The 13,192-nt window shown below is 60.3% G+C and carries 10 protein-coding genes and 4 pseudogenes; 7 read left to right on the top strand and 7 right to left on the bottom strand.

The genetic code is table 11. The annotated features are described in order from the left end of the window. Positions 1 to 410 precede the first annotated feature (410 nt). From VQ045_RS20195 to VQ045_RS20180, 4 genes are all read left to right on the top strand, one after another. The gene (locus VQ045_RS20195) at positions 411 to 668 is read left to right on the top strand and encodes a hypothetical protein (protein WP_327650353.1); all 258 of its coding nucleotides are present in this window, start codon (positions 411 to 413) and stop codon (positions 666 to 668) included. Positions 669 to 718: 50 nt separating this feature from the next. Then, entirely contained in the window at positions 719 to 1,117 is a 399-nt protein-coding gene (locus VQ045_RS20190; RefSeq protein WP_327650355.1) for a cupin domain-containing protein, read from the top strand. 330 nt (positions 1,118 to 1,447) lie between these two features. Then, the gene (locus tag VQ045_RS20185; protein WP_442879917.1) at positions 1,448 to 2,524 is read left to right on the top strand and encodes a PLP-dependent cysteine synthase family protein; all 1,077 of its coding nucleotides are present in this window, start codon (positions 1,448 to 1,450) and stop codon (positions 2,522 to 2,524) included. Positions 2,525 to 2,708: 184 nt separating this feature from the next. Further along, a complete protein-coding gene (locus VQ045_RS20180) occupies positions 2,709 to 4,202 on the top strand; it encodes a pyridoxal phosphate-dependent decarboxylase family protein (RefSeq protein WP_327649133.1) in 1,494 nt (497 codons plus the stop codon). Between the two features lie 131 nt (positions 4,203 to 4,333). Here the strand turns inward: VQ045_RS20180 and VQ045_RS20175 are convergent. Further along, a pseudogene (locus VQ045_RS20175) lies at positions 4,334 to 4,798 on the bottom strand (transposase); the annotation flags it as partial. 59 nt (positions 4,799 to 4,857) lie between these two features. Between VQ045_RS20175 and VQ045_RS20170 the strand changes: the two are divergent. Then, the gene (locus VQ045_RS20170; protein ID WP_327649152.1) at positions 4,858 to 6,249 is read left to right on the top strand and encodes an IS1182 family transposase; all 1,392 of its coding nucleotides are present in this window, start codon (positions 4,858 to 4,860) and stop codon (positions 6,247 to 6,249) included. Positions 6,250 to 6,291: 42 nt separating this feature from the next. On the opposite strand, the pseudogene VQ045_RS20165 reads toward VQ045_RS20170, so the two are convergent. After that, a pseudogene (locus VQ045_RS20165) lies at positions 6,292 to 7,083 on the bottom strand (IS256 family transposase); the annotation flags it as partial. 23 nt (positions 7,084 to 7,106) lie between these two features. Here VQ045_RS20165 and VQ045_RS20160 point away from each other — a divergent pair. Beyond that, positions 7,107 to 7,745 (top strand): annotated as a pseudogene (locus VQ045_RS20160) (Mu transposase domain-containing protein); the annotation flags it as partial. Continuing rightward, positions 7,742 to 8,611 (top strand): IS21-like element helper ATPase IstB, encoded by an 870-nt coding sequence (gene istB, locus VQ045_RS20155; protein WP_331831395.1) that lies wholly within the window; start codon positions 7,742 to 7,744, stop codon positions 8,609 to 8,611. The pseudogene VQ045_RS20160 and the gene istB, both read left to right, overlap by 4 nt. A 531-nt stretch (positions 8,612 to 9,142) precedes the next feature. On the opposite strand, the gene VQ045_RS20150 is transcribed toward istB, so the two are convergent. The 5 genes and pseudogenes from VQ045_RS20150 to VQ045_RS20130 all read right to left on the bottom strand — a co-directional run. Then, positions 9,143 to 9,766 carry a hypothetical protein gene (locus VQ045_RS20150; RefSeq protein WP_327625906.1) on the bottom strand — a complete coding sequence of 208 codons (624 nt, stop codon included), beginning with the start codon at positions 9,764 to 9,766 and terminating at the stop codon, positions 9,143 to 9,145. A gap of 517 nt (positions 9,767 to 10,283) precedes the next feature. After that, positions 10,284 to 10,715: a DUF4019 domain-containing protein gene (locus VQ045_RS20145; protein ID WP_331831394.1), complete on the bottom strand. Its 432-nt coding sequence runs from the start codon at positions 10,713 to 10,715 to the stop codon at positions 10,284 to 10,286. After that, positions 10,715 to 11,584, bottom strand: a complete 870-nt coding sequence (locus tag VQ045_RS20140) for a S1 family peptidase (RefSeq protein WP_331831393.1) — start codon at positions 11,582 to 11,584, stop codon at positions 10,715 to 10,717. Before VQ045_RS20140 ends, VQ045_RS20145 begins: the two co-directional genes overlap by 1 nt. Beyond that, positions 11,581 to 12,438: a hypothetical protein gene (locus tag VQ045_RS20135; RefSeq protein WP_331831392.1), complete on the bottom strand. Its 858-nt coding sequence runs from the start codon at positions 12,436 to 12,438 to the stop codon at positions 11,581 to 11,583. The genes VQ045_RS20140 and VQ045_RS20135 overlap by 4 nt, the downstream gene beginning before the upstream one ends. A gap of 531 nt (positions 12,439 to 12,969) precedes the next feature. Then, positions 12,970 to 13,192, bottom strand: a pseudogene (locus VQ045_RS20130) (hypothetical protein); the annotation flags it as partial.

Raw genomic sequence — 13,192 nt, 5'->3', positions numbered from 1 at the left:
ATGCTCAAGCCGAGCGGTATCATCCCAGGCCATCTCGATTCCCCATCGTCTCGACAACGTAGGGGAATCACAACCTGCTGATATCGCTCAACTCCTTTTCGCTCAGGCTCTAAGCTGAACTCGCTCCGCGTCGACTGGGAAATCTCCAAGTCCCTGTTATGCGCGAACATACAGCACAATCATCGGCTTCTACAGGAAATCTCCAGAACTCCGTCATGCTTTGCCGAAGCGAATACCCTAGGTTCACCGAGTACAATTGCGCTGGCTTCGGAAGAGCCAAAAGGGGAACGGAGAGAACGATGCAAGAAAATGCGATAGAAACAAGACGGTTCGAAACGCCTGATCAACTCCTGGACATGAAACATCGCGGGGGCATCTCCATCGTCAAGATGGCCGATGGCAGCGCAGGAATGCATGCGATCTTCGAACCCGGGTGGACTTGGGAGGCCGACGAGAAGCCGCTGCTCGGCTCGCCCGTCTCCTGCCCCATGCGGCACACCGGCTACTGCATCACGGGCCGGCTCGTGGTTCGCATGATCGACACGGGCATCGAGACGCGCATCAGCACGGGCGACTTCTTCGAAATCCCGCCGGGGCATGACGCCTACGTCGAAGGCGCCGACCGGGTCGAGATGATCCTGTTCGCGCCGCCCGAGCACCAACACTGACGGGCCACTCACTTCGGCTTGAATCACCCTGAAAACCCTTGGAGATTAACATGATACGCGCTTTGACATGTGCGGTGATCCTGATTTCTGGAGCCGCCTTCGCCCAGACCGAAATGACCGAGATCGACCGCCCAGCCTCAGAGCTGAGTCAGGTGCTGGCGCATCCACTGGATATGCCGGAAGGAGAGCTGGAAGTGCGGGTGGTCCGTGCGATGATCGAACCGCGAACGATCGCCGCCTGGCATACCCATCCGTCACCGGTTTACCTCTACATCGCAAAGGGGACGCTGACGATGGAGCTCGAAGGGCAGGAACGGCGCCAGGTCGCTGCCGGGGAAGCAATTGCCGAGCCCTTGAATTCTCCGATGCGGGTGATCAATGAAAGCGACGAGCCGGTTGAGGTAATCGTTTTTCAGATCAGCCCTCCGAAGTCCGAGTTCCTTCAGTAATAGCCGCGGAACCGGGCGGCGGCAGACAACCGCTGGACGGCCCCTGAGCGGGCCAACCATGGGAATAATCTTGCATGCACGTTGTCAACAATTCTGGAGCGAATAGCCCGCAATTCACGCTTTGGGTCGAACTGATCTTGTTCGCGCCGTTTAAACATCAGCATTGATCGGCCGCTCGGACCGGTACAGCGGCATGCCCTTTCAGAAAGCCCCGAAGGTCTCGCCCATAGCCACCACGCAACGGCGGTTTCCAACGACACACATTAGCGGCGTGAACACGCACAAAATACCGCAGATCCTTTTAGGAAACGGAGAAAATCAATGGACGCCATGACGAGACGCACAACGCAGGGACGCGGCAAGCTTTTCGCCAGCGTCCTCGAAACCATCGGAGACACTCCTGCAATTTGGATCAATTCACTCGCGCCAGCCGGGGTAGATATCTACGTGAAGGTCGAGGCCTTCAACCCGGCGGGGTCGGTCAAAGACCGACTGGCGCTCAGCATCATCGAGGAGGCTGAGCAGGACGGAAGCCTTAGCCCGGGCCAGACGGTGGTCGAGGCGACGTCGGGCAACACCGGCATCGGGCTGGCCATGGTTTGCGCGGCGAAGGGCTATCCGCTGGTGGTGACGATGGCCGACAGCTTTTCGGTCGAGCGCCGCAAGCTGATGCGGATGATGGGTGCAAAGGTCGTGCTCACACCTCGCGCGGACAAGGGCGTCGGCATGTATCGCAAGGCTGTGGAACTGGCCGAAGCGAACGGCTGGTTCCTTGCCCGCCAGTTCGAGACCGAGGCCAACGCCCGCATCCACGAGAACACGACCGCCCGCGAGATACTCGCCGATTTTGCCGGCGAGCGGCTGGATTACTGGGTCACCGGCTACGGCACGGGCGGCACGGTGACGGGCGTTGGTCGCGTTTTACGCCGCGAGCGGCCGGAGACGAAGATCGTCCTGTCGGAACCCGCCAATGCGCAGCTTCTGGGCAGCGGCCACGCGCAGGCGCGAAATTCCGATCACTCGCCCGCGGAAAGCCACCCCGCTTTCCAGCCGCACCCGATCCAGGGCTGGACCCCTGACTTCATTCCCCACGTTCTGCAGGAAGCGGTGGACGACGGGCTTTATGACGAGCTGATACCCGTGGCCGGCCCCGACGGCATTGCCTGGGCGCAGAAACTCGCGCGGCGGGAAGGCATCCTGACAGGCGTCTCGGGCGGCTCGACCTTTGCCGTCGCCATGAAGATCGCCGAACGGGCCGAGCCGGGGACCGTCATCCTCTGCATGCTGCCCGACACGGGCGAACGCTACATGTCAACGCCGCTGTTCGAGTCGATCCCCGAGGATATGACCGAGGAAGAAACGGCGTTGTCGCGTTCGACCCCCGGTTTCCAGATGGCCGCCGAGTAGACGGCGACGGGCGGCCGGGTGCGTGCTTACCCACGAGGCGGCCGGCGGCGAGGCGATCAGCGACGCGCGTACCGTGTCGGGCGACGCATTGCCGCCTATTGCGGCGACGCTGGTGGTGCGGCGGTCCTGAGGCGTCCTGATGGTCACCCATGTGGGCGACATATTTCAGCTTGGGAAACGAGCAATGGATACGATCGCGAAAGAAGCGAAGTCTGCCCGGGAGGAAACCCTCGACCCTGCGGATTGGGAAGTGCTCCGCGTCCTTGCCCGACGCGTCGTTGACGACGCGGTCGACTATATCCGCGACGTTCGCGAACGCCCTCTTTGGCAGGACATGCCGCCCGAGGTACGCGCACGGTTCCGCAGCCCGGTGCCGCAGGAGGGCCGGCCGCTGGCGGAGGTCTACGACGATCTCGTCACAAACATGCTGCCCTACCCGATGGGCAACATCCATCCGCGCTTCTGGATGTGGTACATGGGGGCGAGCAACTTCACTGGCGCGCTGGGAGACTTCCTTGCAGCCATTCTTGGCTCGAATCTGGGCGGAGGCGATCATGCCGCTGCGGAGATCGACAAGCAGGTCGTCAATTGGTTGAAGGAGATGATGGGCTACCCGCCCGAGGCCAGCGGCACGCTGGTCTCGGGCGGGTCGATGGCCAACCTGATCGGGTTGACCGTGGCGCGCAACCGGATGTCCGGTATCGACCTGCGCGAACTGGGCGTGGGTGCGCTGAAGGAACCCATGCGGTTCTACGGCTCCGACCAGATCCACTCGTGTCACCAGATCGCCCTCGAGGCGATGGGGATGGGCAACCGGGCGCTCTGCCGCGTACCCACGGACGCGGCCTGCCGGATGGACGTTTCAGCCCTTCGCACCGCCATCGCCGAAGACAGGGCGGCAGGGGCCCAGCCCGCCTGCGTGATCGCGACCGCTGGCACGGTCAATACCGGTGCTATCGACGATCTGGAGGCGATTGCAGATCTCTGCGCCGAAGACGGGCTGTGGCTGCATGTGGACGGCTGCATCGGCGCGCTTCTTGCCATCGCGCCCGAGGGGAAGGCGCTGGTGCGCGGGATCGCGCGGGCCGATTCCATCGCGCTCGACCCGCACAAATGGCTCCACGCCCCGTTTGAGGTGGGCTGCGCCCTGGTCCGGGATGCCGATGCACATTTCGGGAGCTTCACGCTGACGCCGGAGTATCTGGAAAACGCACCGCGCGGCATCGCTTCAGGGGCCTGGTTGAACGACTTCGGCCTTCAGACATCGCGCGGGTTTCGTGCGCTCAAGGTGTGGATGGCGCTTGAGGAACATGGCGTCGCCAAATTTGGCCGCCTGATCGATCAGGATCTCGCCCATGCGCACTATCTGACGGAACGGATCACAGCCACCCCCGATCTCAGCATCTGTTTTCCGACCGCCATCAACATCGTCTGCTTTCGATACGACCCGGGTGGGCTGCCCGAGCCGGCACTCAAGAAGCTGAACACCGAAATCATGGTTCGGATGCAGGAAGCTGGCGTTGCTGCGGTATCCGACACGACGGTGCAAGGCCGCCATTGCCTGCGCGCCGCAATCAACAATCACCGAACGACCCGCGCAGATCTGAATATCCTCATCGACGAGGTTGGACGCCAGGGGGCGGCGCTGATTGGCGAGGCCGTTCTTGAACGCCCCTGAACTTCACGCGCTGTGGGTCTCCGAACAAGGACGAATGGATCAATGCAGGCGACGCTGTGGTCGTGTCCCGGTGCGTGGTGTAGCTGACGTCTGGCCTCGCGGATCGCGGCAGCGACGAGCAGCTCAGCCCATCATGCAGCAGGCAGGCTGATGATGGGATCATCGCAGACGGGAGCCAGCGTTTCCAGTGTCATGTAGCGCGAGCGCTGGACGGCCCATTCCTCGTTCTGCTCCATAAGGATAGCGCCGACGAGCCGGGTGATTGTTTTCTCGTTCGGAAAGATGCCAACGACGTCGGTGCGCCGCTTGATCTCGCCGTTGAGCCGCTCGATCGGATTTGTGCTGTGTAATTTCGCGCGGTGCTGCGGCGGGAAAGTCATGTAGGCGAGGACATCCTCCTCCGCGTCATCCATGAGACTGGCCAGTTTCGGCAACTTGCCGCGCATCTGGTCGGCGACATGGCGCCATTGCTTGCTGGCGTTGGCATGGTCGTTCTGTGCGAAGGCAGTGGCGATAAAGGCAGCGACGACGCGCCGGCTGCTCTTGCCGGCATGGGCCAGCGCGTTTCTTTGAAAGTGAACCCTGGGCCTGTTGAAGAAGTCGACGATTGGTGATTCTCTTTCCCGAAGACGATGGTCATCGGAGGCGGCATTCGATGTTGGGTCGGAAGGAACGCGATCAGCTTGAGCTCTATATGTGCGGCTCGCTTCGGGAGCTGCTTCCGGACGATCACATTCTCGTCCGGGTCGATCGGGTTCTTGATCTCTCGTGGATGCGTGAGGCGGTTGCGGATTGTTACTCAGCCGAATTCGGACGGCCGGGGATCGACCCGGAGGTTGCCGTTCGCCTGATGCTTGCCGGCTTCCTGCTCGGCATCGTTCATGACCGTCGTTTGATGCGCGAGGCACAGGTCAATCTCGCGATCCGCTGGTTCGTTGGCTTCGGTTTGCATGAAGCATTGCCCCATCATTCTTCGCTGACCCGCATTCGCCAGCGCTGGGGTGCGGAGCGCTTCCGCCGCATCTTCGAGCGCACGGTCGAGGTCTGTGTCGCCGCCGGGATCGCCAAGGGTGAGGTGGTTCATGTCGATGCCTCGCTGATCCGGGCGGACGTCAGCTGGGAAAGCTTGGCGGTGCGCCACCTCGATAGCGTGAGAGCCGAAAATGACGATCAGGACGACATTGCAAAGGACGCCGAAATGACCGCGAAGAGATCGCGCAAGTCGGGCAAATACAAGAAGGTCTGCGTCACCGACCCCGACGCCAGCATGGCGACCAACGGGCGCAATCGGCGACTGGAACCGAGCTACAAGCAGCATGGCGTCGTCGACGATGTCTGCGGTGTCATTCTCGATGTCGAGGTGACGACGGGAGAGGTCAACGAAGGGAAGGAAATCCTGAGCCGGCTGGACGTGGTGGCGGAAACGACCGGCGTGGCGATCGAGGTTGCGACGGCCGACGCCGGCTATGCTTATGCGAAGGTATTCGGCGGTCTTGAGCGCCGCAGCATCACCGCCGTCATTCCGACCAAAGCCGAACCGATCCGCAGCAAGGTCCCGATGCGTCGTTTTCGATACGATGCCAAGCATCACGTTTTGAAGTGCCCGCGGGGAAAAATTCTGAAGGCAGGCAGGGCCATCAAACACGGACGCTTCTTCACGTCCCGAGCCGCCGATTGTCGGGGCTGCGACCTTGCATCGTTGTGCCTTTCGAAAGGCCGGGTGAACAAAGCGGTCGTCGTCGGCGAGGATTATCCCGCTCTGCTACGGGCTCGGCGGCGGCGCGAGAGATGGGGTGAGGAAGATAAACGCCTTTATCAGCGCCATCGTTGGAGATCTGAAGGATTCCATGGCGAAGCCAAGACCTGGCACGGTTTGGCTCGGGCCATTCGGCGCGGGCTCTCGAACATGAAGATCCAAGCTTATCTGACGGCCGCGGCTATCAACCTGAAGCGGCTCGCCGCCGCTCTGTTCAGGCAAATTCTTCGTTTGTTGGGCGCCCCGCGCATCGTTACCGCGAACCTTGAACGCCGAGTCGCTCCGATCTGATCGAATCCGGCGCCGCGGGCCTCCCAAGCTGCCATCAGACGCCTCTTTTGCCGTAGAGGCGGCAGAAACCGACTTCTTCAACAGGCCCACCCGGCATCTCTGCCAGGTCGCGTTGAAGACCCGGGCGATCGCCGCCTTGAGGCCGGTATGGGCATCGGAGATCACCAGCTTCACGCCGGCAAGGCCGCGGCTCTTCAGCGAACGCAGGAAATCGGTCCAGAAGGTCTCGGCCTCCGACGGGCCGATCGCCAGGCCAATGATCTCGCGCCGTCCGCCCGTATTGACCGCGACGGCGATTATCGCGGCAACGGAGACGATGCGCCCGCCCTGACGGACCTTCAGATAGGTCGCGTCCAGCCAGATATAGGGCCATTCGCCGGTCAGCGGGCGATCGAGGAATTCGCCGACCCGCTCGTCGATCTCCTTGCACAGCTTCGATACCGTGCTCTTGGAAATCCCCGCCAGGCCCATCGCCTGCACGAGATCATCGACGCGCCGGGTCGAGACACCGTTGATCCACGCCTCCTGAATGACGGCGACCAAAGCCTTCTCGGACGTCTGGCGCGGTTCCAGGAAGCCGGGAAAATACGAGCCCTGCCGCAGCTTCGGCACGCGAAGGTTCAACGATCCAAGCCGCGTCTTTAGCTCGCGGTCGCGATACCCATTGCGATAGGTCAGCCGGCCATCGGACCGCTCGTGCCGTCCGGCGCCGATCTGGCCCTCGACATCGTGTTCCATCAAAAGCTGGAGGACGGCTTCGCTCACGGTGCGCAGAAAATCTCCCTCGTCATGCTTCCGAAGAAGCTCAATCAGCGGCATGGCCGTATCGGTCATCGGGGTCTCCGTGTCGGTCAGGTTATAACCGGGCGCTCGTTGCTCTCGCTCGTCACTACAGCTATCACCCCAAAGCTTGCCGGCCATATCGGGCTCAGACGAAGGGCGAGGTGGAGCGGCCGTTCCGATATATCCGGGAAGACTTCTTCCTGGCGCGCTCGTTCCGCAATCTCGACGATCTGAACCGGCAACTGGCCCATTGGCTCGATACCGTCGCCAACTGCCGGGTGCATGCCACGACCCAGCGCGTCGTCGGCGAGGCGTTCGCCGAGAAACGGCCCTGTTTGCGGCCGCTGCCGGTCGCGCCGTTCCGATCGGTCCTCAAGCTGGAGCGCCGCCTCAGCCGGGACGGCATGGTCAGTGTCGACGGCAACCTCTACAGCGTTCCTGACGCCACGCGCCGGCGGATTGTCGAGGTTCACAAGCTTGCCGGCGAGGTCCATATCTTCGAGGACAGCGTGCTAATCGCGACACATCCGATCCTTGAGGGCCGCAAGCAGCGCCGGGTGGCGCCCGGTCATCGCGGGCATCCGCCTCGAAGACGATTGCAGGGATCCGGCGAGGCTATCGTGGTGCGCGGCACCGGCGATGTCGTCGCGCAACGTTCACTCGCATTCTACGACGCCGTCGCCCAAGTGCTGGCGCAGGCAGGCCGGTCATGACCGCTTCGCTCGACCAGACGCCATCGACGATCGACCGCATCCGCCACGATCTCGTCGGGCTGAAGATGCCGCGGGCGCTGGAGGCCCTCGACCATCTCGTGCGCCGGCTGGAACAGGGCGAGATCACGGCCCTCGAGGCGATCGACACTCTGTTGGCCGAAGAGCTGACCCTTCGCGAGAACAGCCGGATCAAGACGGCCCTCAGAATGGGCCGCCTGGCGACAATCAAGACGCTGACTGGCTTCGACTTCTCATTCCAGCCATCGCTCGACCGGGACCGCATCTTCACGCTCGCTCAGCTCGGCTTCATCGAACGCTGCGAGGTCGTCCACTTTCTCGGGCCACCCGGGACCGGGAAAAGCCATCTGGCGACCGCCCTTGGCGTCGAGGCCGTCAAGGCCGGGAAGAGCGTCTATTTCTCCACGCTCGCCGAGCTAATCGCGGCGCTAGGCCGCGCCGAACGCGAAGGCCGGCTCCAGGAGAAAATCCGCTTCTTCTGCCGCCCATCACTCTTGGTCGTCGACGAGATCGGCTACCTGCCGGTCGGGGCCGGCGGCGGCAACCTCTTCTTCCAACTGGTCAACGCCCGCTATGAACGGGGCGCGATGATCCTGACGTCCAATCGCGGCTTTGCCGAATGGGGCGACGTCTTCGGCGATCCGGTCATCGCCACCGCGCTCCTCGATCGCCTGCTGCATCACGCCGTCGTCGTTCAGATCGAGGGATCAAGCTATCGGCTTCGCCCGCACGCCGAGCTCATGCCCGAGCACGTCCGCTCGAAGGCCATCATCGCTCCGCCGCTACAAGCCCAGCCGCGCCGTCGCGGGCGACCGCCTCGGCTCGACCCCTTCGCCACAGCGAGCTGACCGGCGGAATTGGGAAATTTTACTTCGGCGCTTTTGGGGAATTCACGCGGCATTGACAGCCATGCGGGGCCCGAGACGAGTTCCATCTCGCAGCCACCGCTCAGAACCTGAGGAAGATGGCCAAGCTGATCCCAATGCCGGAGCCAAAGCCCGCATAGGGCGCAGACAGGTTCAACCATCGTCCGTCTTCGCCACATCCGTCGCTGGCATCTCCCGTCTCAATGTCGAGTTCGTCAACGGAATAGAACGCAAAGCGACCGTCCAGAGAGCGGCCTAAATGCTTGTTATATTTGCGTGATCAGCAATTGATGATGGAACCTGTCCGGGGGCAGGACTCGAACCTAAAAGTTCTCGTGACCAAGCAAATGTAGCTCAGCAAACGAATTTAGTCATAGCACTGTAATGGCGGCAACGCTCCTCCGCTACCATTTTCCGCTTTTATGTCCGAATCCTGCGTCTGAAACCTTTGCGCGGCGATTCACGCGAGAGCAGCTTGGATGTCATCGCGACTTTCCGCCGCTCTTGCCTTAGCTATTTCGCGAAGCAGTAGAGCAAGCCGTCCCCGCCGGTTCCTTGCAACGCCTCTTGTCCGCAACCGCGCGAGGGATGCGACGAGTTCCAGGATTTGGCCTCGGCGGACTCGTCGAGCCCCATGCGATCATGATGGCCGACCATCGCGCTGCCTTCGCCGCTCGACGTCCAATTCTCGCAAGTCGCTTCGTGCGCGGTGCCGTCCGGGAGCGAGCCCGTGAGGATATCATGGCGGTTCGGCTGATCGCCGCGGCCATTGACCAATTCGCCGCTCTCGTTCAGCGCGGTCGCCTTGGTGATGGCGTTCGCGTCGCTGTGCAGCGCGTCGAGGCTGTCGGCGATGGTTTCGCCTTTCGCGTTGACCCAAGGCCCGCCGCCGATGCGATCACGGGCGTCGGTGTCGCTGGTGCTCAGATAGGCCGCCCAGGTTTTTCCGGTGACGCCGGCAGCTTCCGCGAGGCTGGTGCAGTGGGCGTCCGCTCCTTCCAGGCCGCCGAGATTGGCGCCGTCGCCCGGCCCCTGACTGGTGACGAAGAAGCTCATTGGACTGTCTTGAGCCATGGCGGGACCGACAAGGGTCCCTGCTACAAGAGTGGCGGCAAACAATACGGACGAACGCGCCATGGTTTCCTCCTCCAAGGTGCCTTGGAGAGAGAGTACGGCACGTGGTCCAGCTCTGGGATCAAAATGTCGTGTGCGGGCAGCCGGATGGCGACCGCATGGAACGGGGTCGAGGCGCCGTTTCTGGTCCGGATCGAGCTGTCCCATGACGTCCGCGCGGTCTGTCGCCGCAGGCTATGAAAGAGGAGGGGGCGCAACCCCTGGAAGAGGGAATCAGCGCCCGGTGCGGGATTGATTTCAGCTATGGCCGAACGCCATTGGCTCGCTAAAATAACGTTTTGGATTCTCAATCACTAGGGAGAAAATTGGAGCGGGCGATGGGATTCGAACCCACGACCCCAACCTTGGCAAGCGAGAAATTGCGGCGTCGAACGAATTCCCGCGGGTTCATGCCCGTATGTTAAAGCGCTCGTGCGTTCAGACTTCGACGCGTACTGGACACTGGGCCGAATTGAATTCCAATGAATGGGCCTATACGCGCTAGATGGCTGATGCCGGTAACCGCGATGCAACTTCGTTGCTACTGAGCGGGGCTTCCTGCGGGGGCTCCGAAGACGCCCGCCAACCGGAACTCACCATCCTCGTCAAGGGCCATCACAATACGCTCGTAAAAGCGGAGTGGGCCGTATTCATTAAGAAAGGTGATGGCATAGATCTGGCCTTCATAATTGTAAATCGGATCGGACTTCGAAAAATCAGTACTTATATGTCTTGATGACGTCATTCGACCAAATGTAGATCGTCCAATGGTCATATTAGCTAAAAACTGGTCCCGCGTTAGGTTTTTCTTGAACAAGCTATGGGTGAGGGAGTCCCAAAGCTCTGAGAACTTTTTTTCGTCGAACATGCGAACGACTAAGCCAGCGGCAGTTTCTGCATCCTCCCTGTCGTCGGAAAATCCGGGGCTAGCGGAGAACAAGAAAAACACAAGTATGAGAAGCACGCTCCGCATTACGGTTTCCCCTCACTGCAAACGACTTCCGTCTTGAATGTCGGCGGAAAGGTCGAGTAATCAGTGAATCCAATTTTGTTACATTCAGAATTGTTCAGTGTTGGAATAACGGAATTGCTTGACTGCGCGCTTTTGGAGGTCGCGGGCGAGGGATTATCACATCGTTCCACGTCTATTCCATAGTCTATCAGTAAACTCCGAGCTCTTAAGAGGCGCGTTATATAGCGCACCGGCTGAACGCCTTTCATTCCACCCTTCACAACACCGATCACTCTTCCGAGGTCATCATAGACGGGGCCTCCACTCATACCATAGTCGAAATTGATGTTGGCGGTCCAGCGGTCCCCGACACCGTCCGGGTTTGCGATTGCCCCTTCCGCATAGTTCAACTCCTGCCCAGCAGGGAACCCAAAGGCAAAGATGCGGGAGCCGATCGGCCGATTTTCAATATAGCAGAAATCGGCAGTAGCGTATGTCGCAGACCTCCGAATCCTTAGAACCGCGAGATCCGCACCACCACCGACGGTGGCGCTCGCGTTGTACTCCACCAGCTCCGCGGTCAAAGATTCGTTATGAATAGAACCTAAGCGGACCATGATCGACCGTTGCAAGCGCTGCGCCTCCGGCTGTGCCATCCAAGGCTCCAAGACATGATAAGCGGTCATCACATAGCCCGAACTAGAAACGACAAAGCCGGAGCCGTTTACGACGGAAACTGCTCCTGTTTCGGGATCGGTTGCATCATAGCTGATGTGCACAGTGGACGGCCGAGCTTCCTCGCCTATCTCTGCGAGCGTTAAGGCAGCGACTTGCGGGATGTGACCGATCAAAGCCCAAAATGTGACCGACGCGGCTAGAAACGCATTCATTGGGGCTTACCGTATACTGCTTGAACTGAGGCTACATCTAGAAGGCTCAAGCTGCCGTTGTTGTTGTAAACGGGATTACAATAATTCATGACGGATGACGCATCGTAGGGCGTCAACATAACGTCGCCATCCGTGCCTTGGGGCTCGAGCGTACACTCTCCCGGAGTGTCCCACCTATTGTGCTCGTGCGCAAAGCCGGTCGCGTGTCCGAACTCGTGCACTGCGATGGATCGAATGCAGCGCTCACGCGCGCTTTCATTTCGCGCGCAGGACGGGCTCCAATTCTGGAAGGTGAAGTTCAACACCATTCCCGCCGGCCGACCATTGAGAAAGGCGCCGAGCTGCTTCACATGCGGGCCTGTGTCTTCAATTAGAATTCTGATCCCGTCGGAAGTTTCCGCGCATCCCCGCCATCCCCTAAACGCGAGCCCAGAGTGCTCTTGCCAGCTGGAGGAAGCAGCACGCTGTACCCATTCCATCTCTCTGACGAACCGCGGTGAGGCGTTTTCCCAGCATACGAATACGATGGTCGTGCCGCGACTCGCAGGCCACATCGAAGGCGTTAGGAAATAACCAAAATTCTCTAAGTCCCCGTATTGGGGAGCTGCATTGTTGTCATGCCGCGATGGCGCGCTGATTTCCGGGTTGAGGCGAAACTGACTAAACACACTAGGGTCTTCGGTGCCGAATTCATTCGCTTCATCGCGAGATTGAGCGGACTTATCGGTGTTCTCGAAAGTAATCCTCGCATGTCCTTCCAGAATTGCACTGGGATCTCCCGCCAGAGCAGTACTAGAAATTGTCGAGATAACGAAGAGAACAATGCATGAAATGCGGGTTGAGGTGCTGATCATTTTGGCTAAACCTAATTCACATAGCAATCATACATATTGCGGACCCGTTGGGGTCCACTTGGATGCAGAATGTCGCCCGGATTGTTCTGGAACATTTGTATCAGGTCGCGAAACGCCTGGTGCGGAAACCATCCTTGATGACGACCAGCTTGCATAGCCCAACAATCTGCACCAGCCTCATCGGCGCCTGCGAAGAAGTGCCCGCATTCATGCGCGGCCCAAAATAACTTCAGAGTCGTTGGCAATGGAGCCAGGGCGATCGGGTTCAAGAATATCTGACCGCGGCCGTTATTTAGGCCTACGTCCGGCACAAGCGGGCTTACAACAAACGTTAGCGGACCACACGCGACTGGAATTCCGTCGATACGGAATGTACCGGGAGTGTATACCTGTGAGCGTGATGGAGAGGAAAAAGCAATCAGGCAAATCGTCATGACGCAAAATCGCACCAACAACATCGCTGCCTCCAGAGAAATTCTTTGGATCCCAGTCTAACCCTAGGGTAGGGCGGCTGTCTAGAGCATTTTTCGATTAGCTTGCATCGTAGCCGGCCGCTTTGAAGCAGCTGGCGCATTCAGTGGCCTCAAAGCGGTCTATTAGCGTGCCGACCGTTGTCCAGAGCGCGTCGATGGTGCGCTCGGCTGTCAAATCGCTTCGAACCGTGCCCCCCATTTCGCTTGGAATGTTGACCCCTTTGGCGACGCTGGCGCCGACATGCAAAGGGATCCGATCGGGCCCCTTTGCATGTCGTTGA

It is taken from the genome of Aurantimonas sp. E1-2-R+4, assembly GCF_036549515.1.
Classification (GTDB): Bacteria; Pseudomonadota; Alphaproteobacteria; order Rhizobiales; family Rhizobiaceae; genus Aurantimonas; species Aurantimonas coralicida_A.
This window is presented reverse-complemented; position numbering and strand designations above follow the sequence as displayed.

Excerpts from the sequence above, each read along its gene's own strand:
- VQ045_RS20195 (WP_327650353.1), top strand. The coding sequence starts at position 411 with ATGCATGCGATCTTCGAACCCGGGTGGACTTGGGAGGCCGACGAGAAG.
- VQ045_RS20190 (WP_327650355.1), top strand. The coding sequence starts at position 719 with ATGATACGCGCTTTGACATGTGCGGTGATCCTGATTTCTGGAGCCGCC.
- VQ045_RS20185 (WP_442879917.1), top strand. The coding sequence starts at position 1,448 with ATGACGAGACGCACAACGCAGGGACGCGGCAAGCTTTTCGCCAGCGTC.
- VQ045_RS20180 (WP_327649133.1), top strand. The coding sequence starts at position 2,709 with ATGGATACGATCGCGAAAGAAGCGAAGTCTGCCCGGGAGGAAACCCTC.
- VQ045_RS20170 (WP_327649152.1), top strand. The coding sequence starts at position 4,858 with ATGTTGGGTCGGAAGGAACGCGATCAGCTTGAGCTCTATATGTGCGGC.
- istB (WP_331831395.1), top strand. The coding sequence starts at position 7,742 with ATGACCGCTTCGCTCGACCAGACGCCATCGACGATCGACCGCATCCGC.
- VQ045_RS20150 (WP_327625906.1), bottom strand. The coding sequence starts at position 9,766 with ATGGCGCGTTCGTCCGTATTGTTTGCCGCCACTCTTGTAGCAGGGACC.
- VQ045_RS20145 (WP_331831394.1), bottom strand. The coding sequence starts at position 10,715 with ATGCGGAGCGTGCTTCTCATACTTGTGTTTTTCTTGTTCTCCGCTAGC.
- VQ045_RS20140 (WP_331831393.1), bottom strand. The coding sequence starts at position 11,584 with ATGAATGCGTTTCTAGCCGCGTCGGTCACATTTTGGGCTTTGATCGGT.
- VQ045_RS20135 (WP_331831392.1), bottom strand. The coding sequence starts at position 12,438 with ATGATCAGCACCTCAACCCGCATTTCATGCATTGTTCTCTTCGTTATC.